The sequence below is a fragment of the Bradyrhizobium sp. genome (genome assembly GCF_047605465.1).
GTDB lineage: Bacteria > Pseudomonadota > Alphaproteobacteria > Rhizobiales > Xanthobacteraceae > Bradyrhizobium.
In genome coordinates this window covers 114727-140787 of record NZ_JASGFS010000004.1, presented here as the reverse complement: position 1 = coordinate 140787, position 26061 = coordinate 114727, and the positions used below count along the sequence as shown (strand labels likewise).

At 64.8% G+C, this 26061-nt stretch carries 21 protein-coding genes; 14 read left to right on the top strand and 7 right to left on the bottom strand.

Going from position 1 to position 26061, the window contains the following annotated elements; translation table 11 throughout:
• Nucleotides 1-102: 102 nt before the first annotated feature.
• The gene (locus QM712_RS06110; protein ID WP_415022166.1) at nucleotides 103-1377 is read right to left on the bottom strand and encodes an acyl-CoA dehydrogenase family protein; all 1275 of its coding nucleotides are present in this window, start codon (nucleotides 1375-1377) and stop codon (nucleotides 103-105) included.
• 329 nt (nucleotides 1378-1706) lie between these two features.
• Here QM712_RS06110 and QM712_RS06105 point away from each other — a divergent pair, with 329 nt between their 5' ends.
• The 6 genes from QM712_RS06105 (at nucleotide 1707) to QM712_RS06080 (ending at nucleotide 8943) form a co-directional block, all read left to right on the top strand.
• On the top strand, nucleotides 1707-2570 hold the full coding sequence (locus QM712_RS06105) for a helix-turn-helix transcriptional regulator (RefSeq protein WP_415022165.1): 864 nt from the start codon (nucleotides 1707-1709) through the stop codon (nucleotides 2568-2570).
• A 162-nt stretch (nucleotides 2571-2732) separates the two neighbouring features.
• On the top strand, nucleotides 2733-5102 hold the full coding sequence (locus tag QM712_RS06100) for a TonB-dependent siderophore receptor (RefSeq protein WP_415022164.1): 2370 nt from the start codon (nucleotides 2733-2735) through the stop codon (nucleotides 5100-5102).
• Nucleotides 5103-5119: 17 nt separating this feature from the next.
• Nucleotides 5120-5959, top strand: coding sequence for an alpha/beta hydrolase (locus QM712_RS06095; RefSeq protein WP_415022163.1), 840 nt, complete (start codon nucleotides 5120-5122; stop codon nucleotides 5957-5959).
• Nucleotides 5960-5963: 4 nt separating this feature from the next.
• A complete protein-coding gene (locus tag QM712_RS06090; RefSeq protein ID WP_415022162.1) occupies nucleotides 5964-7082 on the top strand; it encodes an ABC transporter substrate-binding protein in 1119 nt (372 codons plus the stop codon).
• Entirely contained in the window at nucleotides 7079-8173 is a 1095-nt protein-coding gene (locus tag QM712_RS06085) for a FecCD family ABC transporter permease (protein ID WP_415022161.1), read from the top strand. Before QM712_RS06090 ends, QM712_RS06085 begins: the two co-directional genes overlap by 4 nt.
• A 2-nt stretch (nucleotides 8174-8175) precedes the next feature.
• Nucleotides 8176-8943 carry an ABC transporter ATP-binding protein gene (locus QM712_RS06080; RefSeq protein ID WP_415022160.1) on the top strand — a complete coding sequence of 256 codons (768 nt, stop codon included), beginning with the start codon at nucleotides 8176-8178 and terminating at the stop codon, nucleotides 8941-8943.
• A 143-nt stretch (nucleotides 8944-9086) separates the two neighbouring features.
• Here QM712_RS06080 and QM712_RS06075 read toward each other — a convergent pair whose 3' ends face one another.
• On the bottom strand, nucleotides 9087-9467 hold the full coding sequence (locus QM712_RS06075) for a VOC family protein (protein ID WP_415022159.1): 381 nt from the start codon (nucleotides 9465-9467) through the stop codon (nucleotides 9087-9089).
• A 113-nt stretch (nucleotides 9468-9580) separates the two neighbouring features.
• Nucleotides 9581-10360 (bottom strand): SDR family NAD(P)-dependent oxidoreductase, encoded by a 780-nt coding sequence (locus tag QM712_RS06070; protein WP_415022158.1) that lies wholly within the window; start codon nucleotides 10358-10360, stop codon nucleotides 9581-9583.
• A 177-nt stretch (nucleotides 10361-10537) separates the two neighbouring features.
• Here QM712_RS06070 and QM712_RS06065 point away from each other — a divergent pair, with 177 nt between their 5' ends.
• From QM712_RS06065 to QM712_RS06055, 3 genes are read left to right on the top strand one after another with little or no spacing between them, the layout of a single operon-like run.
• The gene (locus QM712_RS06065; protein ID WP_415022157.1) at nucleotides 10538-11329 is read left to right on the top strand and encodes an enoyl-CoA hydratase/isomerase; all 792 of its coding nucleotides are present in this window, start codon (nucleotides 10538-10540) and stop codon (nucleotides 11327-11329) included.
• A complete protein-coding gene (locus tag QM712_RS06060) occupies nucleotides 11326-12312 on the top strand; it encodes a phosphotransferase family protein (protein ID WP_415022156.1) in 987 nt (328 codons plus the stop codon). The genes QM712_RS06065 and QM712_RS06060 overlap by 4 nt, the downstream gene beginning before the upstream one ends.
• A gap of 2 nt (nucleotides 12313-12314) precedes the next feature.
• Complete coding sequence (locus QM712_RS06055) at nucleotides 12315-12692, top strand: DUF6285 domain-containing protein (RefSeq protein ID WP_415022155.1); 378 nt, start codon at nucleotides 12315-12317, stop codon at nucleotides 12690-12692.
• A gap of 257 nt (nucleotides 12693-12949) precedes the next feature.
• Here the strand turns inward: QM712_RS06055 and QM712_RS06050 are convergent, their stop codons facing one another.
• The gene (locus QM712_RS06050; RefSeq protein ID WP_415022154.1) at nucleotides 12950-13729 is read right to left on the bottom strand and encodes an enoyl-CoA hydratase-related protein; all 780 of its coding nucleotides are present in this window, start codon (nucleotides 13727-13729) and stop codon (nucleotides 12950-12952) included.
• A gap of 204 nt (nucleotides 13730-13933) precedes the next feature.
• Between QM712_RS06050 and QM712_RS06045 the strand changes: the two genes are divergently transcribed.
• Nucleotides 13934-15208, top strand: a complete 1275-nt coding sequence (locus QM712_RS06045) for an acyl-CoA dehydrogenase family protein (RefSeq protein ID WP_415022153.1) — start codon at nucleotides 13934-13936, stop codon at nucleotides 15206-15208.
• 240 nt (nucleotides 15209-15448) lie between these two features.
• On the opposite strand, the gene QM712_RS06040 is transcribed toward QM712_RS06045, so the two are convergent.
• A complete protein-coding gene (locus tag QM712_RS06040) occupies nucleotides 15449-17029 on the bottom strand; it encodes a fatty acid--CoA ligase (protein WP_415022152.1) in 1581 nt (526 codons plus the stop codon).
• A 265-nt stretch (nucleotides 17030-17294) separates the two neighbouring features.
• On the bottom strand, nucleotides 17295-18167 hold the full coding sequence (locus QM712_RS06035; protein ID WP_415022151.1) for an SDR family oxidoreductase: 873 nt from the start codon (nucleotides 18165-18167) through the stop codon (nucleotides 17295-17297).
• A 105-nt stretch (nucleotides 18168-18272) separates the two neighbouring features.
• Between QM712_RS06035 and QM712_RS06030 the strand changes: the two genes are divergently transcribed.
• The 4 genes from QM712_RS06030 to QM712_RS06015 all read left to right on the top strand — a co-directional run bounded on the left by QM712_RS06030 (nucleotide 18273) and on the right by QM712_RS06015 (nucleotide 23817).
• The gene (locus tag QM712_RS06030; RefSeq protein ID WP_415022150.1) at nucleotides 18273-19082 is read left to right on the top strand and encodes a crotonase/enoyl-CoA hydratase family protein; all 810 of its coding nucleotides are present in this window, start codon (nucleotides 18273-18275) and stop codon (nucleotides 19080-19082) included.
• Nucleotides 19083-19222: 140 nt separating this feature from the next.
• Nucleotides 19223-20767 carry an acyl-CoA synthetase gene (locus QM712_RS06025; protein ID WP_415022149.1) on the top strand — a complete coding sequence of 515 codons (1545 nt, stop codon included), beginning with the start codon at nucleotides 19223-19225 and terminating at the stop codon, nucleotides 20765-20767.
• Nucleotides 20768-20879: 112 nt separating this feature from the next.
• A complete protein-coding gene (locus tag QM712_RS06020) occupies nucleotides 20880-21674 on the top strand; it encodes an enoyl-CoA hydratase/isomerase family protein (protein ID WP_415022148.1) in 795 nt (264 codons plus the stop codon).
• Between the two features lie 163 nt (nucleotides 21675-21837).
• Nucleotides 21838-23817: a caspase family protein gene (locus QM712_RS06015; RefSeq protein ID WP_415022147.1), complete on the top strand. Its 1980-nt coding sequence runs from the start codon at nucleotides 21838-21840 to the stop codon at nucleotides 23815-23817.
• Between the two features lie 9 nt (nucleotides 23818-23826).
• Here the strand turns inward: QM712_RS06015 and glgX are convergent, their stop codons facing one another.
• Entirely contained in the window at nucleotides 23827-25944 is a 2118-nt protein-coding gene (gene glgX, locus QM712_RS06010; protein ID WP_415022146.1) for a glycogen debranching protein GlgX, read from the bottom strand.
• Nucleotides 25945-26061 lie beyond the last annotated feature (117 nt).

The following is a 26061-nucleotide window of genomic DNA, read 5'->3' as shown; positions in this document are numbered from 1 at the left end:
ATGCGACGCGGTTGAAACTAAGCCTCCGCGAGTCCGGCTGTCACCGTCCTCGCGGAGATCCCGTTCGCCCAGGCTATCTCCCCGCAAGCGGGGAGATAGGGCTTACGCCATGCTCAGTTCGTGCCGTCCCACGACCATCCAGTGCACCTCGTCCGGACCGTCGGCGAAGCGGAGGTGGCGGACGTCCTGATACATTTCGGCCAGCGGCGTCCAGTGCGAGATGCCGGTGGCGCCATGGATCTGGATCGCCTGGTCGATGATCCTGCACGCGCGCTCCGGCACCATGGCCTTGACCATGGAGACCCAGACGCGGGCCTCCTTGTTGCCGAGCACGTCCATCGCCTTCGCTGCCTTGAGGACCATCAGCCGCATCGACTCGATCTCGCAGCGTGCCTGCGCGATGATCTGCATGTTGCCGCCGAGATGGGCGATCTTCTTGCCGAAGGCTTCACGGGTGAGGCCACGCTGCACCATCAGGTCGAGGGCCTTCTCGGCCTTGCCGATGGTGCGCATGCAGTGATGGATGCGGCCGGGGCCCAGGCGGAGCTGCGAGATCTCGAAGCCGCGGCCCTCGCCGAGCAGCATGTTCTCCTTCGGCACCCGCACATTGTTGAAGCGCATGTGCATGTGGCCGCGCGGAGCGTGGTCCTGGCCGAACACGTGCATCGGACCGAGCACCTCGACGCCGGGGGTGTCGCGCGGCACCAGGATCTGCGACTGCTGCTTGCTCGGCGCGGCATCCGGATTGGTCTTCACCATCACGATGAGGATCTTGCAGCGGGGATCGCCGAGGCCCGAGATGTAATATTTCTCGCCGTTGATGACCCATTCGTCGCCGACCAGCTTGGCCGTGGTCGAGATGTTCTTGGCGTCGGAAGAGGCGACGTTCGGCTCGGTCATGACATAGGCGGAGCGGATTTCGCCGTTGAGCAGCGGCTTCAGCCACTTTTCCTTCTGCTCCTTGGTGCCGACACGCTCCAGCACCTCCATGTTGCCGGTGTCGGGCGCCGAGCAGTTCATGGTCTCCGAGGCCAGCGGGCTCTTGCCGAGCTCGGCTGCGATATAGGCGTAGTCGAGGTTCTTCAGGCCCTGGCCGGTCTCGTCATCGGGCAGGAAGAAGTTCCACAGGCCTTCCTTCTTGGCCTTGTTCTTGGCGACTTCCAGCACCTCGAGCTGCTTCGGCGTGAAGCTCCAGCGGTCTTCCTTGCCTTCTCCGGCCTTGGCGAATTCGATCGACATCGGTTCGACGGTGTCGCGGATGAACTTCTTGACGTGGTCGTAGAGCGGCCGGACCTGTTCCGACATCCGCAAGTCGTTGAGCTCGTCGCCGGGATTGAGGGTGTAGTTGGTGGTGCGGGGTATGTAGGTATGTTTCATTGTTGTTCCTCCCGTTTCGCTGCGACCGCACCTCTGCCGTGATCGAGAGGTTCGCCTGACGCCTGGTTGGGGGCACTCTAATCGCCTGAGCCCTGCTGACAAGGCGCGCCGTGGGCGGGTCCGCGTGCAAGCGGCGCTCATCTCATTGATTTTCCACGTGACGGCAGGTCTCAGGCCGCCGGCGGGTGCCTTGCATGTGGTATCGGCGGCCTCAGCGAAGCGTCCCAGTTTGGAGCGATTTTAGTTTGCGGTGCTTTCATGCGCGGTCCCGTCTCCGTAGAAGGACATGACAAGGTTTTGACGGACGGAGACGGGTGACGACACGGACGATGGCGGGGGAGGCGGACCGCGGGAATGAGCGGCTCCAGATGCTCGCCGGTGCGATGATCCTGTCCGCCGGAATCAACCGCTTCGATGAGCCCAAACGGGTCAATGCGGCGCTCCCCGCGGGCATCAAAACGGTGGTGCTGCTCAGCGGCCGTCTTCAAATCAGCGTCGGCGGCGGCCGCGAGCGCGAGGTGTGCGGGCCGGCCGTGCTGCTGATCCGCAGCTCGGCCGAGGCCGAGCGCGACCAGGTCTTCGCCGCCAACGTCCCGATCCGCTACCTGATCGTGCAGATGAACGACAGCGTGCTCGGCGCCGGAATGACGGACGCGCTCGATCGCTCCTTCGAGGCGATCGACAGCAAGGGAGCCAGCGGTGCGCAGCTCGCCTCCTGTCCGGCCGGTCGCGAACTGCAGGCGCTGGTGTCTCAAATTACCAACTGTCCGATCCGCGGCCCCGAGCGCGAGCTTTATTTGTGCGGGAAGGCCATGCAGCTCGTTGCGCTCGCGATCTCGTCCTGCACAGCCGAAGCGAGCAGTGGCGACAACAGGCTCGCCACGCGCGACGTCGAGCGCATTCGCAAGGCGCGCGATCTGCTCGCCACCTCCATGCGCGAGCCGCCGAGCCTTGATGCGCTGGCGCAGCAGGTCGGGCTGAACGTGCGAAAACTCTCCGCCGGCTTTCGCCAGGTCTATGGCGCGAGCGTGTTCGGCTTCCTGCAGGAGTACAGGCTGGAGCAGGCCTACAAGCTGATCTCGACCGGCGAGATGAGCGTGTCGGAAGCGGCCTTCCACGTCGGCTATGGCGCCGCCCATTTCGCCACCATCTTCCGCAAGCGCTTCGGTGTCTCGCCGAGCAGCCTGCGTTGACGACGGGATTTGCGACATCCTGTCCCACTTTTTAGGTCTCCTAACTTTGAACGAAAGCGAGAGTCCGGCGAACGAAAGTCCGCCCCTAGGTCCGTTTTCCCTGCCGTGCAACACCGGACCTCGTGCGGCGCGGGGTGCCGCGTCGAATAGCGGACTTTGGGGATGATGAAGATTTCTCGCGGTAGATGGATGCTCTACGCCTCGGCACTCGTTGTCGCGGGCCAGTTGCCGGATGCGGCACATGTTGCTCACGCGCAATCGACCAATGGGGCAAGCCTGCCGCCCGTCGTCGTCGAAAATCCGGTGCCGAGGACGCCGCGCCGTGCGGTGCGCGCAACGCCTGCGGCGCCGCGGGCAGCTGCTTCAACCCAGCCGAAGCCGGTTGCCGCACCGGCCGCGCCGAGAGAGACCGCGCGCGGTCCGGTGCGCGGCATCGTCGCCCATCGCACCGGCACCGGCTCGAAGACCGATACGCCGATCCTCGAGACGCCGCAGTCGATCACGGTGGTGACCCGCGAGCAGATGACCGCGCAGGGCGCGCGATCGGTCGCCGAAGCCTTGCGCTACGAGCCCGGCGTCGTGGCGGAGACCCGCGTCGGCGACCGTTTCGACAACGTCTTCATCCGCGGCTTCGGTGGCTTCGGCGCCAACGCCAACTATCTGCATTTCTGGGACGGCCTTCGGGTGCCGCGTGGCGTCTCCTATGCGATGCCATCGATAGACCCCTTCCTGCTCGAGCGCGTCGAGATCCTGCGCGGGCCGGCCTCGGTGCTCTACGGCCAGAACAATCTCGGCGGCATGGTCAATCTGATCAGCAAGAGCCCGTCGGCGACGCCGCAGGGTGAAGTGCTCACCCGCTTCGGCGATCACAACCGCATCGAGGGCGGCTTCGACGTCAGCGGTCCCATCACCCAGGACGGCCAGCTGCTCTACCGGTTGATCGGGCTCGGACGCAAGGCCGACACCGACGTCAACTACACCACGACCGAACGCGAATTGATCGCGCCGATGATCACGTGGCGTCCGACGATCGACACCACCTTCACCGTGCGCGCCGTGCACGACCGCGATCCCTCCAGCTACCAGCCGAACTGGCTGCCGGCGCTCGGCACGCTCCAGGTCAATCCGAACGGGCAGATCCCGCGCAACTTCTTCGCGGGCCACCCGAACTACAACAGCTACGATCGCACGCAGGACTCCATCGCCTACGAGTTCGAGCATCGTTTCGACGAAACCTGGACGGTTCGCCAAAACCTCCGCTACATGACCGTCTCGAGCGACTTCAAGGCGCTCTCGGTGACCGGTTTCGGTGCCGGCTCGACCTGCGGCGCGGGCACCACGACCAATCTCTGCATCGGCCGTACGAGCACGCACTACATCGAGACGCTCAAGGCCGGCTCGATCGACAACCAGGCCGAGGCGAAGTTCGCCACCGGTTGGCTTCAGCATACCGTGCTGATGGGCGTCGATTTCCAGAAGACCACCGCGGATGCCACCTTCGGCAACGGCACGACGGCCTACGTCAACTACCTCAACCCCAACTACGGCACGATCGCCGCGCCGGCAGTGACCACGCAGACGCTGCAGGATCGCAGCCAGACCGGCGTCTATCTCCAGGACCAGATCAAGCTCGGCAAGCTTGCCGCGGTGATCGGCGTTCGCAATGACTGGGCCAGCGCGACGTCGGACACGCGCACGATCGCAACCGGCGTCTACACCAACCGCAGCCATCCGTCGGACTCCGCGACGACCTGGCGGACCGGCCTGACCTATCTGTTCGACAACGGCCTTGCGCCCTATGTCAGCTATTCGACCTCGTTCGAGCCGACCATCGGCACCGACTACACCGGCGCGGCCTTCGCGCCGACGACCGGCCAGCAGTACGAGGCCGGCGTCAAATATCAACCTAACGGATTCAACGGCTTCTTCATGCTGTCGCTCTACGACATCACGCAGAACAACGTGCTGACGATGGATACGGCGCATCTCTATGCCAACTATCCGCTCTGCACCCAGTCCGGCACCAGCTGCCAGATTCAGCAGGGGCAGGTGCGCTCCAAGGGCGTCGAGTTCAGCGCCAAGCTGACCCCGATCCCGGGCCTCGACATCATCGCCGCGGTCGCCCATAACGACATCGAGATCACCAAGAGCACGCAGGTCGTCAGTGGCATCTCGATCCAGGGCAAGACGCCGGTCGGTGCGCCCGCGAACACCGCGTCGCTGTGGGCCGACTATACCATCCAGAGCGGTCGCATGACGGGCTTTGGCTTCGGCGGCGGCGTTCGCTATGTCGGCGAATCCTTCGGCGACAACATCAACTCGATGGCGATGATCGTGCCGGCCTACGTCCTTGCCGACGCCATGCTGCACTACGACCTCTTTGGCTTGTCGCCGCAATTGAAGGGCTGGAAGCTGGCACTCAACGTCACCAACTTGTTCGACAAGACCTACGTGTCGGCCTGCGCGTCCGCGACCCAGTGCTTCTATGGCAATGGCCGTTCGACGATGGGCACGATCCGATACCAGTGGTAGGGAGCGACAAGCCAACAATGTCTGATGACGTGCTGCCCGGCGCGTCGGTGCGCGACATGCGCTCGAGCGCCGGGCGCGACTATCGGATCTTCGTCTGGCAGCCGGAGCCGCGGCCGCGCGAGCCGATGCCGGTGCTTTATCTGCTGGACGGCAACGGCACGTTTCCGATCGCTGCCGCCGCCCTCGCGCTCCAGTCGCGCCGGGCGGAGCGGACCGGCGTGGCGCCGTCGGTCATCGTCGGGATAGGCTATCCGACCTCGCACTGGATCGATGCCGGGCGGCGCACCTACGATTATACGCCGCCCGTCGCCGCCGGCCGGCTGGCGCAGCGCCCGGGCAACCGCGCATGGGACGAAACCGGCGGCGCGGATCTGTTCCTCGATTTCATCGAGCGCGAATTGTCTCCCTTCATCGCGCGTGAATTCGCCATCGATCCCGACCGGACCGCGCTGTTCGGTCACTCCTTCGGCGGCCTGTTTGCACTCTACGCCCTCCTGACCCGTCCGCGGCTGGTCCGAAGCTACGTTGCCGCCAGTCCCTCGATCTGGTTTGCACCTGACGATCTCAAGGAACGTCTGGCGAGTTTTGCAGCGCCGGACGTGGCCCGCCGCCGCGTGCTCGTGACCGTCGGCAGCCTCGAGCAGGGCGCCATGTCGGGCGACAGCGATGCCGACGATTATGGATCGTGGATCAGGCGGAACCGGATGGTGGACAATGCCCGGGAATTCTCGGCCGCTCTGTCGCAGGCGGCGGAGACGCTTGACGTGTCGTTCCGCATGTTCGACGACGAGAACCACGCCTCGGTGGTTCCCTCCGCCATCAGCCTCGCGCTCCGTTTCGCGCTACCACCAAAGTGAATCGATGCGCCGCCTTCTGACCTTCATCCTCGCCGCGCTTCTGGCCGCATATCTGGCGCTAGCCGCTTCTCCGGCCGCAGCGGATGAGCCCGTTGTCGTGACCGACATCACGGGGCGCACCGTTACACTACCGCACGTCGCCAAGCGCGTGCTGCTCGCGGAAGGTCGGCAGATCATCGCGCTGTCGCTGCTCGATCCCAGGCCGGTCGATTTCCTCTCGGCATGGCTCGGCGATTTCCGTCGCAACGACAGCGAAAGCTACGCCCAATACAGGCAGAGATTTCCGGAGATCGATCAGGTCCCGGTACTCGGCGTCGGCAGCGACGGCACGTTCCCGGTCGAACGCGCCATCGAGATCAAGCCCGACGTCGCCGTGCTCGGCGTCAGCTTCGCGCCGGGCGGGCGCGCCAATGATGTGGCGCGGCAGCTCGAGGCCGCGGGCATCCCCGTCGTGTTCACCGATTTCTTCGTCGCTCCCTTCGAGCACACGGTGGCGAGCGTGCGCATCCTCGGCCGGGTGATCGGGCGTGACAAAAGGGCAGACGAGTTCGCAGAATTCTACGAGCAGCACATGAACCGCATTGCGGCCCGCGTTGCCAGCGCGAGTGGACCTCGTCCGCGCGTGTTGCTGGAGACGCATGCTGGAATCGCCGATTGTTGCCACGCGCCCGGCGCGGGCAATATCGGGCGCTTCATCGCCTTTGCCGGTGGCGACAGCATCTCGGCCGCGGTCGCGCCCGGCCCAACGGCGCAGCTCAGCCTCGAATACGTCATTTCGTCCAATCCCGAGGTCTATATCGGCACGGGCGGCGCGCATCTGAAGGCGTCGGGCGGCCTGGTGATCGGCCCCGGTTTCGATGCTCCGACCATTCGCGAGCGCCTCGCTGCGGTGGTGGCGCGGCCCGGCTTTGCCGGCCTCAGCGCGGTCCGCAACGGACGCGTCCACGGGCTGTTCCACAACATCATCTCGACCCCGCTGAACGTCGTCGCGGCGGAGGCGCTGGCGCGGTGGATTGATCCGGCAGGCGGCCGCGATATCGATCCGGATGCGACGATCGCGGAGCTCAATGCGCGCTTCCTCGCCGTCCCGTTGCAAGGTGTCTACTGGATCGATCTGAAATGAGGACGGTTTCGCCGAACGCGGGGCCGGGGCAGGGGGGCGTGTCGCCCGATCTGCTGGCAAGCGCAGCCGGAGCGTATCGCGCGCTGGTGCGGCGCCGGCTCGGCTGGCTCGTCCTGCTGGTGCTGATCGCGATCACGGCTTTCATCGCCGATCTCGGCATCGGGCCGTCGCGGCTTGGGCTCACCGGCGTGATCGGCGGGGTATTGCGGCCAGACTCGCTCTCGGTATCGGACGCCGCGATCCTCTGGGAGGTCCGCCTGCCGCAGGCGGTGCTCGCCGTGCTGGTCGGTCTTGCACTCGCAACCGCGGGCGCGGAGATGCAGACGATCCTCGACAATCCGCTGGCAAGTCCGTTCACCTTGGGAGTGTCGTCCTCGGCTTCGTTCGGCGCGGCGCTCGCAATCGTGCTCGGCATCGGCATTCCCGGCGTCCCGCTGACGTGGCTGGTCTCGGCCAATGCCTTCGTGTTTGCCACGATCGTCGTGCTCGTCCTGCAAGCCGTCGTGCGCTGGCGCGGCGCGGGAACCGACATCCTCGTGCTGTGCGGCATCGCATTGTTCTTCACCTTCAATGCGCTGGTCGCGCTGACGCAGTTTCTGGCGAGCCAGCAGGCGCTCCAGCAATTGGTGTTCTGGACCATGGGCAGCCTGTCGCGCGCGAGTTGGGACAAGGTGCGCGTGCTCGCTGTCGCGCTTCTCGTCACCCTTCCGTTTGCGCAGCGCGCGGCGTGGCCGATGATGGCACTTCGGCTCGGCGAGGATCGCGCCCGGAGCCTCGGCATCAACATCGCGCGGCTGCGGCTGATGTCGCTCCTGCGCGTCAGCCTGATGACGTCGACCGCGATCGCCTTTGTCGGCACGATTGGGTTCGTCGGACTGGCGGCCCCGCATATCGCGCGTCTCGTGGTCGGCGAGGATCATCGCCTGCTGCTGCCCGCGAGCGCCCTGACCGGAGCGGCGATCATGTCGTTGGCCTCGGTCGCTTCCAAGACGATCATTCCGGGCGTGCTGATTCCGATCGGGATCGTGACCGCCATGGTCGGGCTGCCGGTCTTCTTCTCGCTGATCTTCAGCCGGCGCCGGACATTGTGACCATGGCCGGGCTCGAGATCGAGAACGTTCGGGCAGGCTATCGCGGGCGCGAGGTGCTGGCGGGTCTGTCGCTGCCGCCGATCGGCCAGGGTCGCATCACGGCGCTGGTCGGTCCGAATGGCGCGGGCAAGACGACGCTCCTGCGCGCACTCGCGGGTCTGTTGCCGGCGAGCGGCAGCGCGCGCCTGGACGGACGAAACCTGTTGGAGGCTCCGGCCGCCGAGCGGGCCCGCAAGGTCGCCTTCATGCCGCAGTTCGCGCCGCAGCGGCTGTCGCTCACGGTGGTGGAGGCCGTCATCGCGGCGCTGCGGGCCTCGCCCGTCGATGCGCCGTCGGACGAGCGCGACGGGCAGCAACGCGCGTTCGAAGCGTTGGAACGGTTGAACATCCTCGAGCTCGCGCTCCAGCCGTTCGATACGCTCTCCGGCGGCCAGCGGCAGCTTGCGAGTCTCGCCCAGGCTCTGGTTCGCGGGCCACGGCTCCTGCTGCTGGACGAGCCGACCAGCGCGCTCGACCTGCGCTTTCAGCAGCAGGTGATCGGCAATGTGCGCGAAGAGGCGCTCAAGGGCGCCATCGTCATCATGGTCCTGCACGACCTCCAGGCCGCCGCGTCCTGGGCTGACGAGGTGATGGTGTTGAGCGAAGGTCGCCTGTTCGCGCACGGCCGTCCGCAGGACGTGATCACGGCGCCGATGCTGCGAGAGGTGTACGGCATCGATGCCGTCGTGGAGCAAACCGCGCGCGGCGGGATCCATATTCAGGTCGGTTGACCGCTGTCGTCCGTTCGCCCGGCCGTGCCGGGATCGTTCGCGAAGGCGGACATTCCAATATATTTGGAGATCGTAATCTCAAAAGGAGCAAGGCTCCGCACCGTCATGCCCGGCTTTCGCGGGGCATGACGGTGGTGGCTGGATCAGTTCGGCATCCGGTGCATCGCACAGATCTTGTTGCCGTCGAGGTCGCGCAGATAGGCGAGGTAGAGTTTGCCTGCCGCGCCTTCACGCACGCCGGGCGGATCCTCGCAGGTCTTGCCGCCGCCGGCGAGACCGGCCGCGTGCCAGGCGTCGACCTGCGCCGGCGAACTGCAGGCAAAGCCGATGGTCCCGCCATTGGCGGCGCTCGCCGGCTCGCCGTTGATCGGCTTCGACACCGAGAACACGCCGGTCTTGGTGATGTAGAAGATGCGGTGGCCGTCGACCCGGGCCGGCCGCACCTCGAGCGTGCCGAGCAGGTTGTCATAGAACGCCTTGGCCTTGTCCAAATCGTTGGTGCCGATCATCACGTGTGAAAACATTTGCCCGTTCCCTCAGCGTTTGTAACCCGGACGAAGCGCAGCGAAATCCGGGTTGTTTGTTGTGGTCATCCCGGATGGTGCCGCGCTTCATCCGGGTTGGGTGCTCAGTGACGTCAGAACGCCGTATAGCCGCCGTCGATCACGAACGTGTCGGCGGTGTGATAGGACGAGGCCTTGCTCATGAGATAGACCGCGATGCCGCCGAAATCGCTGGCTTCGCCGAAGCGGCGCATCGGGATGCGCGGCATCACGTTGGCGACGAACTTCTCGTTGGCCATGATGCCGGCGGTCATGTCGCTCTTGATCCAGCCGGGCAGGATCGCGTTGGCGGTGACGCCATGGCGCGCGAGTTCGACGCCGAGTGCGCGGACCAGCGCGTTGATGGCGGCCTTGGTCGCGGCATAGTGCTCGTTGCGGGCGGTGCCGAAGATCGAGGCGAGGCTCGAGGTGGCGACCAGGCGGCCGAAGGGATCGCCGGCATTGGCGCGGTCGGTCATGTGCTTCGCCGCCGCCTGGAACGCGTGGAATACCCCGTCGAGGTTTGTCGAGAACATCGTGCGCCATTCCTCTTCGGTGCGCTCGACGAAGGAACGCCGGCCGCCGCCGCCGATGCCGGCATTGGCGAAGCAGCCGTCGACGCGGCCGAACGTGTCGAGCGTTGCCTTCATCGCAGCGTTGACCGAAGCCGGATCGGTGACGTCGCAGATGCGGGTATCGACCTTGCCGGGCGAGCCGGCCATGGTTGCGGCAGCGCTCTTGTTCTTGTCAGGATTGCGGCCCCAGATCGATACATTGCAACCCTGGCCGGCGAGCGCCTGTGCGATGCCGAGCCCGATGCCGCCGTTGCCGCCGGTGATCACGGCTACACGGCCGGTAAGGTCGAAAAGATTCATGGCGCGTTTCCTGTTCTTGGCATGACGCGCGTCAGCCGGTGTGCGCAAGATCATGCGATATGACGATGGGGTATGCTGCCGCCACCATGGACAAGACCGCGCCAAAAATCAAATATGCGGCCCGGCAAGCAAATTCCGGGCTGCGAAACATCGCGGACCGCAACTGACGAGGAAACGATGCAGTTCAAACACGTCACGCTCGAGTTCGACGGACCGGTGGCCATCCTCAAGCTCGACCATCAGGAGGTCATGAATGCGGTCTCCATGGACATGCTGGGCGGACTGTCGGACGCGCTCGATGCGATCGAGGACAAGCGGGACGAGGTACGCTGCCTGGTGCTGACTGGCGCGGGGCGCGCGTTCTGCACCGGTGCGAATTTGCAGGGCCGTGGCAACCAGACGCAGGGTCGCAGCAATGCCGGCCAGTCTCTGGAGATCGGCTTCCACCCGTTCCTGCGCCGCTTGCGCCGGCTGCATTGCCCGATCGTGAGCGCCGTCAACGGTCCGGCGGCGGGCGCAGGCATGAGCTTCGCGTTGATGGGCGACATGATCCTCTGTGCGCGCTCCTCCTACTTCCTGCAGGCGTTCCGTCGCATCGGCCTCGTGCCGGACTGCGGCTCGACCTGGCTGCTGCCGCGGCTGATCGGCAAGGCGCGCTCGGTCGAATTGTCTCTGATGGGCGAGCGCCTGCCGGCTGAAAAGGCGCTGGAATGGGGCCTCGTCAATCGCGTCTATGACGACGGGGTGCTGATGGAAGAGGCGATGAAGCTCGCCCGCGACCTCGCCAACGGCCCCACCATCGCTCTGTCGCTGATCCGCAAGCTCTACTGGGACAGCGAGGAGAACTCGTTCGAGGAACAGCTCAACCTCGAATATGAATCGCAGCGCGTCGCGGGTGCGACCGCCGATTTCAAGGAAGGCGTCACGGCGTTCCTGGAGAAGCGTCCGGCGCGGTTCAAAGGCAAATGATCGAGGCGGAGCTTTCCCGCAGCGTCGCGCGCTGGTGCCCGGGGGCGACCGGCGTCGTCGCTGCGGCCAAGCTGTCCGGCGGGGCGAGCCAGGAAACCTGGCGTTTCGACATCGTGCACCCCGATGGGCCGATCGGCGCGATCCTGCGCCGCTCGCCGAAGGGCTATGGCGCGGCGCCGACGCGGGCGGCCGGTCTGGCCGCGGAAGCCAGGCTGATGCAACTCGCCTACGAGGCCGGCGTGCCGTCGCCGCGTGTGATGCATGTGCTGACGGCAGATGACGACCTCGGCACCGGCTTCATCATGCAGCGGGTCGAGGGCGAGACCATCGCCCGCAAGATCCTGCGCGACGATGAATTCGCAGCTGCGCGTCCCGTTCTGGCACGACAGATCGGCGGGGTCCTCGCCGGCCTGCACAGGCTGCCGAAGGACAAGCTGCCCGAGCTGCGGCGCATGACGGCGGCGAAGGAGATCGACGAGTTCGATCGTGACTATCGCAGCCTCGACTGGCCCAAGCCGGTGTTCGAGCTGGCGCTGCGCTGGCTGCGCGACCACGATCCCGGACCTTCGGACGAAGAGACTCTCGTGCATGGCGACTTCCGCAACGGCAATCTCATCATCGGTGCCGACGGTGTGCGCGCGGTGCTGGATTGGGAGCTTGCCCATCTCGGCGATCCCATGGAGGATCTCGGATGGGTCTGCGTCAACTCGTGGCGGTTTGGCGAGATCGACAAACCCGTCGGCGGCTTTGGGTCGCGCGAAGAGCTGTTCGCGGGCTATGAGGCCACGGGCCGCAAGGTCGATGCCGCGCGGGTGAAATTCTGGGAAGTGATGGGCACGCTGCGCTGGGGCATCATGTGCGGCGGCATGATGCAGCGGTTCCGCGAAGGACCCGACCATTCCATGGAGCGCGCCATGATCGGCCGCCGCTCGTCCGAGACCGAGATCGATCTGTTGCGGCTGCTTGCGCCGCGCGGGAGTTGACCATGCAGGACGAACCGACACCGATCGAGCTCACCAAGGCGGTCGCGGATTTTCTTCGTAACGACGTGACCCCGCTGATCTCCGGGCACCAGGCGTTCAAGCTGCGGGTGGCGATCAACATTCTCGACCTCGTGACGCGCCAGCTGGCCCGGGAAGGGGAGAGCGACAATGCCGAAGTGGCGCGGCTGCGCGCGCTGCTCGGCCTGGAGGGCTCGGTCACCGAGCTCAACCATGCGCTCGCCGAGCGGATCGCCAAAGGCGAGGTAGACCTTTCAACGCCGGGACTTGCCGAGCACCTCTGGCAGACCACGATGGACAAGCTCGCTGTCGACCAGCCGAACTACGCCTCATACAAGCGCGAGCTGTCACGCGGCGCCTAGACGCTGCCGCCGCATTTGCCGTCATTGCGAGAAGCACAGCGACGAAGCGATCCAGAATTTCTCCGCGGTAGGCAGTCTGGAACGCATCGCTAAGCTCGCAATGACGGTAGGCAGGTGCGCCACTTTCTCAAGCCGTCATTCCGGGGCATCGCGCGGCGGCAAGCCCGGAATCCATTGATCTGCGATCTTCGCCGCTTGCTGAATTCCAGGTGTATGCCTGTCGCTGCTTCCCAGAGTGATGGCGGAGGAAAACGAGGCTACTTCCCCAGCCACTTCGGTGGGCGCTTCTCCGAGAACGCCTTCGGGCCCTCGATGTAGTCCTGCGATGCCGCCATCGCTTTCACCGCCGGGTATTCGCGCTGCTCCTCGATCGCCTGCTCCAGCGAGACGGCCAGTCCTTTCTGGATAGTCTGCTTCGACGCCCGGATCGACATCGGCGAGTTCTTGGTGATCATCTCCGCCCAGCGCAGCGCGCCCGCGAGCGCCTGGCCCTGCGGCACCACTTCGTTGACGAAGCCGAGTTCCTGCCCTTCCTTGGCGTTGACGTGACGCGCGGTGAGGATCATGCCCATGGCGCGCTTCAGTCCGATCTGGCGCGGCAGCCGGTGCAGGCCGCCGGCGAGCGCGGCGAGGCCGACGCGCGGCTCGGGCAGCGCGAAGGTCGCGTTGTCCGAGGCAATGATCAGGTCGCAGGCCAGCGCGATCTCGAAGCCGCCGCCCATGGCGACGCCGTTGACGGCGGCAATGATCGGCTTGTCGCAGTCGAAGCGCGATGTGAGACCGGCAAAGCCACCCTTGTCCCAGCCGCGCTTGCCGCCGGCCGCCTGCCACTTCAGATCGTTGCCGGCGCAGAACGCCTTTTCGCCGGCCCCCGTGACGATCGCGACCCACTGTTCGGGATCGGCGGAGAAATCGTCGAACACCTTGTTGAGCTCGAAATGCGCGTCGATGTGGAGGGCGTTGTAGACCTCGGGCCGCGACAGCGTGATGATCGTGATTGGCCCCTTGCGTTCCACCTTGGAAAATTTCAGCTCCATCGCGCTCTCCCGCATGCCAAAGGATGTTGCCGCCATACTAACGCGCGGGAGTGCTTCGGCACCATCGAATTGCGCAAAGCGCCTTGCGTGCCTCACACGCCTCGCCTTGCTTGACTTGCGAACGCTCTTCTCACCTTAATCGTGCGAAGCAAGAATGCGCGTAGCGCCTTAACGCAAAACGACAAATCAGTCCGGGAGAGACTCGTGGATTTCTCATTGCCTGCCGATCTCGTCGCCTATCTCGGAGAGCTCGACCGCTTCATCGCGCGCGAGATCAAGCCGCTGGAAGATGCGGACGACAACATCCGCTTCTTCGACCATCGCCGTGAATGGGCGCGCACCGATTTCGAGAATGGCGGCCTGCCTCGCCACGAATGGGAAGCGCTGCTGCGCAAGGCAAAAGATCTTGCCGATGCCGCGGGTCATCTTCGTTTTCCCGTGCCGAAGCAATATGGCGGCAAGGACGGCTCCAACCTCTGGATGGCCGTCATCCGCGAGCACTTCGCCGCGAAGGGCCTTGGCCTGCACAACGATCTCCAGAACGAGCATTCCATCGTCGGCAATTTCCCTGTCGTCACCATGCTCGATCGTTACGGCCGCGACGACCAGAAGGCGATGATCGACGGCTCGATCAAGGGCAAGTACCGCATCACCTTTGGCCTGACCGAGCCGCTTCACGGCTCCGATGCCACCCACATGGAGACCCGCGCGGTGCCCGCGACGCGCGACAACGTCAAGGGCTGGATCATCAACGGCGAGAAGATGTGGACCACCGGCATGCACGTCGCCACGCACTGCGCGCTGTTCGCGCGCACCGCGGGCAATGACGGCGATGCCCGCGGCATCACCTGTTTCCTGGTCCCCGCCAAGAGCCACGGCGTGAAGGTCGAGGAATACATGTGGACCTTCAACATGCCGACCGACCATCCGCGCGTCAGCTTCACCGACGTGTTCGTGCCCGAAGACGCCCAGTTCGGCGAAGTCGGACGCGGCCTGTCGCTGGCGCAATGCTTCGTGCACCAGAACCGCATCCGCCAGGCGGCGAGTTCGCTGGGGGCCGCGGTCTACTGCATCAACGAGAGCGTCAAATACGCGCGCGAGCGCAAACCGTTCGGAAAGGCGCTTGCCGAGAACCAGGCCATCCAATTCCCGCTGGTCGAACTCGCAACGCAGGCCGAGATGCTGCGGCTTTTGATCCGCAAGACGGCCTGGGAGATGGACCAGCTCACCGAGGAGCAGATCGAGCGCACGCTGTCCGACCGCGTCTCCATGTGCAATTACTGGGCAAACCGTCTCTGCTGCGAGTCCGCCGATCGCGCCATGCAGGTCCATGGCGGCATGGGCTACTCACGCCACAAGCCGTTCGAGCACATCTACCGCCACCATCGCCGCTACCGCATCACCGAGGGCAGCGAGGAGATCCAGATCCGGAAGGTGGCGGGATTCCTGTTCGGCTATATGGGACCGGGGAAGCATTGAGGCGTCATTGAGAGCGACGGGCCCGCGCCGATCGCGGGTCCGGTCTTAGCTCCTGTGAAGCAGAGCCAGTCTTTCCACGACGACAGTCTGGATTGTATCGTCGCTTCGCTCCTCGCAATGACGAGGAGAGAGGAGCGCATCTGTCTCCACACCGTCATTCGCGAGCGAAGCGAAGCAATCCAGAAGTGTTGTCGCGGAGTGGCCCTGTTTGATTTTTGCTCTCGCGCCCCGCGATCAGGATCAATTCACCCTTCGATCCTTCCCCGCCCAATACGGCTCGCGCAACTGCCGCCGCAGGATTTTGCCTGAGGGATTGCGCGGCAGGGCCGGGAGGAATTCCACGCTCTTCGGCGTCTTGTAGCCGGCGATGCGTTCGCGTGTGAAGTTGATGATGTCGGTGGCGCTCGCCTCCTTGCCCGGCTTCATCACCACGACGGCCTTCACCGCTTCGCCCCATTTGTCATCGGGCACGCCGATCACGGCGGCTTCGGCGACATCGGGGTGGTCGCACAATGCGCTCTCGACTTCGGCCGGATAGATGTTCTCCCCGCCGGAGATGATCATGTCCTTGATGCGGTCGTGGATGTAGAGGTAGCCGTCCTCGTCCATGTAGCCGGCGTCACCCGTGCGCAGCCAGCCGTCGTTGCGAAGCGTCGCGGCGGTCGCCTCCGGCAGGTTCCAATAGCCCGCCATGTTCGAGCCCGAGCGGGTCGCGATCTCGCCGACCTGGCGCGGCGGCAGCGGCTTGCCGTCGGCATCGAGGATCGCGATCTCGACACCCGGCAGCGCCTTGCCTGCCGAGCGCATCCGCTCCAGCCCTTCGACATGATCCTCGGGCGGCAGCGCGACGATCGTACCCGTCGTCTCGGTCATGCCGTACATCTGCACGAAGCCGCATTTGAAGACCTCGATGCACTCTTTCAGCAGCGCCGCCGGAATCGGCGAGGCGCCGTAGAGCATGTATTTCAGCCGCGAGAAATCCACGCTCCGCGCGCGCGGCTGCCGCACCACGAACTGCATCGCGGCAGGCACCATGAACAGCTTGGTGATGCCCGACTGCTCGAAGAAATCCAGCACTTTGGTCGGGTCGAACTCGCGCGCGATCACGCCGCGGGCGCCGTGATAGAGCCCCATGACGCCCCAGCCCGAACCGCCGATATGGAAGATCGGCATCGCCACCAGCGAGACGTCGCTGGTCGACCAACGGTTCCACTCCGGCTTGTCCTCGGCATTGCCGGTCTGAACGAGGTTGAGGAAATTCGCGTGCGACAGCATCGCGCCCTTCGGCTTGCCGGTCGTGCCCGACGTGTAGAGCTGGATCGCGATGTCTCTCGTGTCGATCGCCACCTTGGGATCATCGCCGCTCCGTGCATCGCGCCATGCGGTGAAATCCTGCCATTCCGGCGCGCCGCCTTCGGTGGTGATGACCGCGCGTACGCCTGGGAGCTTGTCCCTGATCTGCTGGGCCAGCGTGATGAACTCCGGCCCCACGAACAGCACCGGTGCCTTGCAATCCGCGACGATGAAGCCGACCTCGGGCCCGGCGAGCCGCCAGTTCACCGGCGCCATCACCACGCCGGCCTTCATCGCGCCCATCAGCAGCTCGAAATAGAGGTCGCTGTTCTTGCCGAGATAGGCGATGCGCTCGCCCTGCTTCACGCCCATGGCGATGAGCGCATTCGCGACCCTGTTGGTCTTGATATCGAATTCGGCAAAGCTGGTGACGCGGCCTTCAAACTCGTAGGCCGTGGCGCCGCCGCGGCTTTTTGCACGCTCGCGCACCATGTCGGCGAGATTCGCCAATGGCTGTGTGGTGGACATGTTTCTCCCGTGACGTTCTGTTTTTATGCCGGGAGTGTGGCGTCATCCGCGGTTGAAGACAAGGTCGGAGAGGCGAGTGCGCAGCCCTCTCGACGATGTCGTTCCGGCGCAGGCCGGGACCCATGACCACTCAACGCAATTTGGCGAAGACAGGTCATGACCAATCTTCGCCAAATCCAATTCTGTGCGCAGGGGGCCCGGCCTGCGCCGGGGCGACGGCGGAGCGTGAAGCGTCGGCGTTGCCTTTCTCACCAAAGAGGGAGCCTTAGCCCCGCTTGGCGCGATCCTTCTCGTTCTGCGCCATGATGCTGTCGCGCGCGGTTTTCCAGTCGTCGTCGCTCCAGTCCCGGAGCTGGTAGAAATTGCCGCCCATGGCGAGCGCCTGCGCGCCGTCCATAGCGATGGTTTCGCCGGTGATCCAGTCGCAGCCGCCGGAGATCAGGAACACCGCGAGGTTCTGCAGTTCCTCCATGGTGCCGACCCGTCCCATCGGGTTCATCGCCTTGGTGCGCGCGCCGGCCTCGTCGCCGGGCTTGATGCGCTTGCTCATGCCCTCGGTCGGGATTTCGCCCGGCGCGATGGTGTTGAGGCGGATGCCGTATCTGCCCCATTCGGTCGCAAGCGACATCGTCATGGCGTGGATCGCCGACTTGCTCATCGCCGACGGCACGACGTAGGGCGAACCGTTGCGGACCCAGGTCACGGTGATCGAGACCACGTTGCCGGGTTGCTTCGTCGCGATCCAGCGCTTGCCGACGGCATGCGTCACGTAGAAGGTGCCGTGCATGACGATGTTGGCCACCGCATCGAAGCCGCGCGGGGAGAGTTCCTCGGTGCGCGAGATGAAGTTGCCGGCGGCGTTGTTGATGAGGTCGGTGAGGGGAGCGTCGCGGAAGATGTTCTCGACCATCTCCTCGACGGCGAGCGCGTTGCGGATGTCGACGCCGTGGCTGGTGACGCGGCCGCCATATTGATCCATCAGCTCGGTCGCGGTTTCGTCGCAGACGACCTTGCGGCGGCCGCAGATGTGCACCTCGGCGCCGAGCTGAAGGAAGCGCGCCGCCATCGACTTGCCGAGCCCGGTCCCGCCACCGGTCACGAGAATGCGCCGTCCGGCCAGAAGATTTTCCTTGAACATGGGTGTTTCCCCCGTACGGATTGTCAGTTAATTGGTCGATTGACTAAATCTGGCCGTCAGCTTCCTGTAAAGCGGCACCGAACAAGAACAGGGGAGAATCCATCCATGGAAGAGCGCGTCTCGATTTCGGTTTCCGAAGGCGTCGCCGATGTCCGTCTCGTACGGGCGGACAAGATGAATGCGCTGGATCAGGCCATGTTCGAGGCGTTGGTCGCCGCAACCGAGCGCCTTTCCAGGGAAAAAGGCGTGCGCGTGGTCGTCTTGTCCGGCGAGGGCCGCGCCTTCTGCGCCGGTCTCGACATGGGGCGTTTCGCAGCCATGAAGGAGAAGGGCGGCAACGGAATTCCGGGTGGCGAAAATCGCGACCTCACGGCGCGCACGCATGGCAAGGCGAACTTTCCGCAGCAGGCGGTGTGGGGCTGGCGTCAGCTTCCGGTGCCGGTGATTGCTGCGATCCACGGCGTCGCCTTCGGCGGCGGTTTTCAACTCGCCCTCGGCGCCGACATGCGTTTCCTCAGCGCCGATGCACGCATGTCGGTGATGGAGATCAAATGGGGCCTCGTGCCCGACATGGCCGGCACGCCGATATTGGCTTCGCTCGTCCGCGACGACATCCTGCGCGATCTTACCTACACCGGACGCATCTTCTCGGCGCAGGAGGCGATGAACTACGGCCTTGCCACGCGCATCTGCGATGACCCGCGCGCGGCGGCCCTCGAGGTCGCGCGCGAGATCGCCGGCAAAAGTCCGGATGCAATCCGCGCCGCCAAGCGTCTGCTCAACAATCTCTCGGTCGATCCGGGCCCAGCACTGCTCGCGGAGTCCGTCGAGCAGCAGAAGCTGATCGGCAGTGTGAACCAGACCGAAGCGGTGCGTTCCAATCTCGAAAAGCGCGCGCCGAAGTTTGCTGATTGACGACCTCTCCGTCATGGCCGGGCTCGTCCCGGCCATCCACGTTCCTGACCAAGGCGACGAAGAAAGAACGTGGATCATCGGGACAGGTCCGATGATGGCGATGAGCCGACCCCGTCGCTAGACAAAAAGAAAAGCAACAAATGAGCGAAACGTCCCAATTTCGCGGCATGGTCTCCGGCGACCGCCACCGTTCCCACGCCGACGTCGCGGGCCGCGCCGACCGTATCGCAAGCGGTCTTGCAAGAATCGGCGTCAGGCAGGGCGATTGCGTCTGCATGCTGATGCGCAACGACATCGCCTTCTTGGAGGCGGCCTACGCCGCGATGCGCCTGGGCGCCTACGGCGTGCCGATCAACTGGCATTTCAAGCCGGAGGAGGTCGAATACATCCTGAAAGACACCGGCACGTCCGTCCTGATCGCGCATGCCGACCTGCTGCACGGCCTGCGCGATGCAATTCCGAAGGGCGTCACCGTGCTGAGCGTGGCGACGCCGCCGGAGATCCTGACAAACTACAAGATCGATCCGGATCATCTCGCGACGCCGGACTTCGCGACCGATTTCGAGTCATGGCTGGCGCAGTTCCAGCCCTATGACGGTCCGGTCGTTCCGCAGCCGATGAACATGATCTACACTTCGGGCACGACCGGCCATCCCAAGGGCGTACGCCGCAACGCGCCGACGCCGGATCAGCAGGCCGCTGGCGAGCTCATGCGTGCGATGATCTACGGGCTCAAGCCCGGCGCCCGCGCGATCCTGCCGGGTCCGCTCTATCACTCCGCGCCGAATTCTTTCGGCATTCGCGCCGGCAAGCTCGGCGGCGCGCTGGTGCTGATGCCGCGCTTCGAAGCGGAGGAGTTCCTGCAACTGATCGAGCGGTACAGGATCGACACCATCTTCATGGTGCCGACCATGTTCATCCGACTGATGAAGCTGCCCGAGGCGATCCGCAGGAAGTATGACGTCTCCTCGCTGCGTCACATCATCCACGCGGCGGCGCCGTGCCCGGCCGACGTCAAGCGCGCCATGATCGAATGGTGGGGACCGGTCATCTACGAATTCTACGGCTCCACCGAATCCAGTGCCGTCACCTTCGCGACATCAGAGGACGCGCTCAGGAAGCCCGGCACGGTCGGCAAGATCTCGCCCGGCGCCGAGTTGCGCTTCATCGGCGACGACGGCCGCGAACTGCCTGTCGGCGAGATCGGCGAGATCTACTCCCGCATGGCGGAGCTGGCCGATTTCACCTATCACAAGAAGCCGGAGAAGCGCGCCGAGATCGATCGCGACGGCTTCATCACCTCGGGCGATGTCGGCTATATCGACGCGGACGGCTACGTCTTCATCTGCGACCGCAAGCGCGACATGGTGATCTCCGGCGGCGTCAACATCTATCCGGCCGAGATCGAGTCCGTGCTCCATGCCGTCCCCGGCGTGCATGATTGCGCGGTGTTCGGCATTCCCGATGCCGAATTCGGCGAGGCGCTGATGGCGGTGGTCGAGCCGCAGCCCGGTGTCACCCTCGATGGCGCCGACATCCGCGCGCGACTGAAAGGCTCGCTTGCGGATTACAAGGTGCCGAAGCACATCGAGGTACGTACCAACCTTCCGCGTGAAGACTCCGGAAAGATCTTCAAGCGGCGCCTGCGTGATCCCTACTGGGAGCAAGCGGGACGGAAGATATAAGAATCTCGTCGCCCGGATGGCGTACGGCGCGATCCGGGCTGTCAGGCGGAATCGGCAGGGTGGGCCAAGCGAAGCGCGCCGTCCTTGCGAGGAGTACACAGGGACATTCATCATGAGCGAAGCTGCCAAGGAAGTCCTCTACGAGGTCGCCGACCACATCGCGACCATCACGCTGAACGCGCCGGAGCGCATGAACACCATCTCCGGCCCGATGCTGAACGATCTGGCGCGGCTCTTGACCGAAGCCAACGATGACAGGAACGTCCGCGTCGTGATCCTCACCGGCAAGGGCAGGGCGTTCTGCGCCGGTCTCGATCTGCGCAAGGAGCGCGACGGCAACGGTCTCAGCGCGGCGTCCTCGCCGACCACGATCAATCTGCGCAACACGCCGCCGACGGTGCTGCAGGCCATGGACAAGCCGACCATTTGCGCCGTCAACGGCGGCGCGGCCGGTTACGGCATGGACACCGCGCTCGGCTGCGACATCCGCATCATGGCGGAATCTTCCAAGCTCGCCGCCGCCTTCGTCAAGCGCGGCGTGGTCCCGGAATCCGGCGGCACCTGGCTTTTGCCGCGCATGCTCGGCTGGGCCAAGGCTTCCGAGTTGATCTTCACCGGGCGGACGCTGAGCGCACGCGAGTGCCTGGAGTGGGGGCTCACCAACGAGGTCGTGCCGGACGCGGAGCTGATGAACCGGGCTCGTGCGGTTGCCCGCGAGATCGCCGTCAATGCGCCACTGGCGGTCCAGGCCTCCAAGCGCATGATGCGGATGGGCCTCAACGAGACCTTCTCCGACCACGTCCATCACGTCTATCTGCAGCTCCTGCCGCTGTTCAAGACCCAGGACATGGCCGAGGGGATGAAGGCCTTCATGGAGAAGCGCGAGCCGAAATTCGAGGGGCGATAGCCGTCGCCGGCTGCTGCCTGGAGCCCGGACGAAGCGCAGCCTGATCCGGGTCATTTTGCCTCGCGCAGGAATCCCCGGATTGCACCGCGCTCCGTCCGGGCTAGGCTTCCGGCGCCTGATTCTTCTGTCTGGAATGCCATTGCCCGTGTTCTCGAAAAGCCGTTTGCTTGCCCTGATCCTCGCCGGCCTGACCGCCGCCTCCAGCCCCGCCGCATTCGCGGCAACCGCCTTGCAGAAGCAGTCCGGCGGGCAGTGCCTGCAGGCACCCACCAACGAGCTTCGCGTCACGGCGTGCAGCACGTTCCTGTCGACCAATCCGCCGGCGGAACCGAAAGCGTCCGCGCTGTTCGTACGGGCGATCGCGTACCATCGGATGGGCAAGCTCGATCTTGCGATGGCCGATATCCAGCAATCCATCGTGCTGACGAAGAACCCGCAGGCGCGAAGCGCATCGCTCAACTCGCGCGGCAACATCAAGGCCAGCCAGGGTGACTTCTCCGGCGCCGTCGAAGACTTCAATCTGGCGCTGGCGGCGGGATCGAACGACCGGACCGCGCCGCTGCGGAATCGTGCCGACGCCTATCAGCGGAGCGGACAGTTCGAGCTCGCGCGGAAGGACCACGACGAGATCATCAGGATCCGCCTAGCCGAAGGCGACAAGATCCGGATCGCGGACGCCTATAACAGCAGGGCCGTGGCGCTGCTCGCGATGGACGAGATGGAGCTGGCGCGAGCGGATCTTGCCAAGGTGATCGAGCTCAATCCAAAATCCGCGAATGCCTATATCAACCTGGCCTTGATCTATCGGCAGCAGGGCCAATACGCCGAGGCGATCCAAAGCTACACCACTGCCATTCAATTCGACTCGAAGAATGCGACGGCCTATGCCGGCCGGGGCGAAACAAATCGCCTCAAGGGCGACCTGGATTCCGCGATCGTCGACTTCAATCGGGCCATCGAGATCAATCCGGGCGCCTCGCTGGCGCTGGTGTATCGCGCGGACGCACGGCGCTACATCGGCGAGATCGACCGCGCGATCGCCGATTACAACGCGGCACTCGCCGCGCGTCCGGATTTTCCGCTCGCCTTCGTCGGTCGCGGCCTCGCCTATGAAAAGCAGGGAAACGTCGCCCAGGCGCGCCAGGATTTCGAGAAGGTCACCGGTCTCAATCCCTACCAATACGACACCGGTCCGGGCGCGCTGCGAACGGCGCGGGCGCGTCTTGCCGCGCTCGATTCCGGAAGTCCTCAGCCCGTCATTCCGCCCGCGCCCAAGAAGGCGGTGAACCAGTATTCGATCCCGACGCCGGACGTCGCAGCCAAACCCGCGCCGCCGCCTCCGGCTCCGCCCAAGGCCGTGCAAGCGGAGAAGCCCAGGACGAACGCGAGTCCGGAGCGCAGGATTGCGCTCGTCATCGGTAATTCCGCCTATCGCAACGTGACTGCGCTCGCCAATCCGCAGAAGGATGCCGAGGGCATCGCCAACTCGCTGCGCCGGGTCGGTTTCAACGATGTCGTGCTTGCGGTCGACCTGTCGCGGGAAAAGCTGCTCGAAGCCCTGCGCAGCTTTGCCGACCGGGCCGAGAAGTCCGATTGGGCCATGGTCTACTATGCCGGCCACGGCATCGAGGTGAATGGGCAGAATTACCTGATCCCGGTCGATGCCAGGCTGGCCGCGGACCGCGACGTCCAGTTTGAGGCCATTCCGACCGATCAGGTGATGGCGGCGCTCGAAGGCGCGCGAAAACTCCGGCTGATCGTGCTCGATGCCTGCCGCGACAATCCGTTCGCCCCGCAAATGCGCAAGACCAGCGTGCCGATCGTGGAAGCATCGGGGCGTTCGGCGTCGGGCGATCGAACCTCGACCCGTTCGATCGGGCGGGGGCTCGGCGAGGTCCGCGTCTCCGGCGCCTCGCTCGTCGTGTTCGCCGCCAAGCATGGTCAGGTCGCGCTGGACGGCGAGGGCGGCAACTCGCCCTTCGCGGTCGCGATGATCCAGCGGATCACCACGCCCGGCATCGAGATCAACAAGCTCTTCCGTCTCGTCCGCGACGACGTGATGGAAGCGACGGCCGGCCGGCAGGAGCCGTATACCTATGGTTCGCTGTCAGGCGAAGACCTGTACTTCGCCGCGGCGAACTGAGCGCACATCTCACGCAAGCTCACCGGCGACGAACACCAGGAACGACCGGCCCGGCACCTTGTAGATGCCGTCGAACTCGAAGCGGGCGTTGGACGCGCCGTCGCCGACACTTGTGTCGAGCAGCAGCGACCAGCATGGACCGGCCGACGTGTGCGGCAGCTTGAAATCGACCTCGCCCTCATAGCTGTTGAGGATGATCAGCACGCTGTCGTCCTCGCCATGGCGCGCGATCGCGGTCTTGCGGGCGCGGCCGTCGAGGACGGCGCCGAAGCACTTCAGCCAGCCGCTGTCCCAGTCGGCGCTCGACATCTCGCTGCCGTTGGCATTGACCCAGACGACATCACGAATGTCGAGCTGCGCATCGTGCGCGCCGGTGAGGAAGCGGCTGCGGCGCAGGATCGGATAATCGCGCCGAAGCTGGATCACGCGCTTGGTGAACGCGAGCAGCTTCTGCCCGTCCTCGCCGATGTTCCAGTCGAACCAGGAGATGTCGCTGTCCTGGCAATAGGCGTTGTTGTTGCCGTGCTGGGTTCGGCCGAACTCGTCGCCGCCGAGCAGCATCGGGGTTCCCTGCGACAGCAGCAGCGTCGCCAGCATGTTGCGCTTCTGCCGCTCGCGCAGCGCGATGACGTCCTTGTCGTCGGTCGGGCCTTCGGCGCCGCAATTCCAGGACCGGTTGCTGGAATTGCCGTCCCGGTTGCCTTCGCCGTTGGCCTCGTTGTGCTTGTCGTTGTAGCTGGCCCAGTCGTTGAGGGTGAAGCCGTCGTGAGCCGTGACGAAGTTGACGCTGGCCCAGGAGCGCCGGCCGCCCCAGCGAGCGAAGATGTCGGCCGACCCGAGCAGCCGCGAGGCGAGCGCCGACGGCGGTGCTTCGCCGCGCCAGTAATCGCGCGCAGTGTCGCGATATTTGTCGTTCCATTCGGCCCATCCCGGCGGAAAGCCGCCGACCTGATAACCGCCGGGGCCGCAGTCCCAGGGTTCGGCGATCAGCTTGACGGTGGACAGCAGCGGGTCCTGGTCCATGGCCTTCAGGAATCCGCTCTGCTCGTCGAATCCGTAGACTTCGCGGGCGAGAATGGTGCCGAGATCGAAGCGGAAGCCGTCGATATGCATGTGCCCGGCCCAATAGCGCAGGCTGTCCATCACCATCTGGATCACGCGGGGATGCGACAGGTTGACGGTGTTTCCGGTGCCGGTGTCGTTGATGTAGAACCGCTTCTTGTCCGGCAGCAGGCGGTAATAGCTCGCATTGTCGATGCCCTTGAAGGACAGCGTTGGCCCGAGTTCGTTGCCCTCGGCGGTGTGGTTGTAGACGACGTCGAGGATCACCTCGAGCCCCGCGCCGTGCAGCTTCGACACCATCTCCTTGAATTCGCGCAAGGAGTTGGGAACGTCGGCGGCGTAGCGCGGATCGGGTGCGAAGAAGCCGATGGTGTTGTAGCCCCAGTAATTGACGAGGTTCTTCTTCAGGAGATTGTCGTCATTGATGAACGAGTGGATCGGCAGCAACTCGATCGACGTCACGCCGAGCGATTTCAGGTGATCGATCAGCTGCGGCGTCGCGAAGCCGGCATAGGTCCCGCGCAGATTCTCGGGAACGTCGGGGTGCTTCTTGGTGAACCCCTTGACGTGGGTTTCGTAGACGATGGTCTCGTCCCAATGGACGTTCTGCCGCGCGGCCTCGGCCTGCCAGTCGAAATCGGGGTCCACCACCACGCATTTCGGCATGAAGGGCGCGCTGTCGCGATCGTCGAAGGTGAGGTCGTCGCCCGTTTCCATCTTGTAGCCGAACACCGCTGGGTCCCATTTCAGGGAGCCTGCGTGGGCGCGTGCATAGGGATCGAGCAGGAGCTTGTTCGGATTGAAGCGATGGCCGGCGTCGGGCTGATAGGGGCCGTAGACGCGGTAGCCGTAGAAGGTGCCCGGACCGACACCCGCGATGTAGCCGTGGAAGACCTGATCGGTATATTCCGGCAGCTCAAAGCGATGGGTTTCGCGGTCGCCGTCAAACAGGCAGACCTCCACCTTGGTGGCATTGGCTGAAAAGACCGCAAAGTTCGTCCCGTTGCCGCTCCAATGGGCACCCAGCGGATACGGCAGGCCTTCCTCGATCACAAATTCGGACATTTGAATCCCCAGGCCCCAACGGCCGCCTCAGCAACGCCACCGCGCTCCAAATGTTTCAAACGGCCGGAGCATTCTGGTCGTCGCGTGCGTCAATTGGATGAAGCGTAAGCCGTTGGC

Excerpts from the sequence above, each read along its gene's own strand:
- QM712_RS06095 (WP_415022163.1), top strand. The coding sequence starts at position 5,120 with ATGTCTGATGACGTGCTGCCCGGCGCGTCGGTGCGCGACATGCGCTCG.
- QM712_RS06060 (WP_415022156.1), top strand. The coding sequence starts at position 11,326 with ATGATCGAGGCGGAGCTTTCCCGCAGCGTCGCGCGCTGGTGCCCGGGG.
- QM712_RS06055 (WP_415022155.1), top strand. The coding sequence starts at position 12,315 with ATGCAGGACGAACCGACACCGATCGAGCTCACCAAGGCGGTCGCGGAT.
- QM712_RS06030 (WP_415022150.1), top strand. The coding sequence starts at position 18,273 with ATGGAAGAGCGCGTCTCGATTTCGGTTTCCGAAGGCGTCGCCGATGTC.
- QM712_RS06080 (WP_415022160.1), top strand. The coding sequence starts at position 8,176 with ATGGCCGGGCTCGAGATCGAGAACGTTCGGGCAGGCTATCGCGGGCGC.
- glgX (WP_415022146.1), bottom strand. The coding sequence starts at position 25,944 with ATGTCCGAATTTGTGATCGAGGAAGGCCTGCCGTATCCGCTGGGTGCC.
- QM712_RS06035 (WP_415022151.1), bottom strand. The coding sequence starts at position 18,167 with ATGTTCAAGGAAAATCTTCTGGCCGGACGGCGCATTCTCGTGACCGGT.
- QM712_RS06075 (WP_415022159.1), bottom strand. The coding sequence starts at position 9,467 with ATGTTTTCACACGTGATGATCGGCACCAACGATTTGGACAAGGCCAAG.
- QM712_RS06020 (WP_415022148.1), top strand. The coding sequence starts at position 20,880 with ATGAGCGAAGCTGCCAAGGAAGTCCTCTACGAGGTCGCCGACCACATC.
- QM712_RS06065 (WP_415022157.1), top strand. The coding sequence starts at position 10,538 with ATGCAGTTCAAACACGTCACGCTCGAGTTCGACGGACCGGTGGCCATC.
- QM712_RS06110 (WP_415022166.1), bottom strand. The coding sequence starts at position 1,377 with ATGAAACATACCTACATACCCCGCACCACCAACTACACCCTCAATCCC.
- QM712_RS06040 (WP_415022152.1), bottom strand. The coding sequence starts at position 17,029 with ATGTCCACCACACAGCCATTGGCGAATCTCGCCGACATGGTGCGCGAG.
- QM712_RS06105 (WP_415022165.1), top strand. The coding sequence starts at position 1,707 with ATGGCGGGGGAGGCGGACCGCGGGAATGAGCGGCTCCAGATGCTCGCC.
- QM712_RS06025 (WP_415022149.1), top strand. The coding sequence starts at position 19,223 with ATGAGCGAAACGTCCCAATTTCGCGGCATGGTCTCCGGCGACCGCCAC.
- QM712_RS06050 (WP_415022154.1), bottom strand. The coding sequence starts at position 13,729 with ATGGAGCTGAAATTTTCCAAGGTGGAACGCAAGGGGCCAATCACGATC.
- QM712_RS06090 (WP_415022162.1), top strand. The coding sequence starts at position 5,964 with ATGCGCCGCCTTCTGACCTTCATCCTCGCCGCGCTTCTGGCCGCATAT.
- QM712_RS06085 (WP_415022161.1), top strand. The coding sequence starts at position 7,079 with ATGAGGACGGTTTCGCCGAACGCGGGGCCGGGGCAGGGGGGCGTGTCG.
- QM712_RS06070 (WP_415022158.1), bottom strand. The coding sequence starts at position 10,360 with ATGAATCTTTTCGACCTTACCGGCCGTGTAGCCGTGATCACCGGCGGC.
- QM712_RS06100 (WP_415022164.1), top strand. The coding sequence starts at position 2,733 with ATGATGAAGATTTCTCGCGGTAGATGGATGCTCTACGCCTCGGCACTC.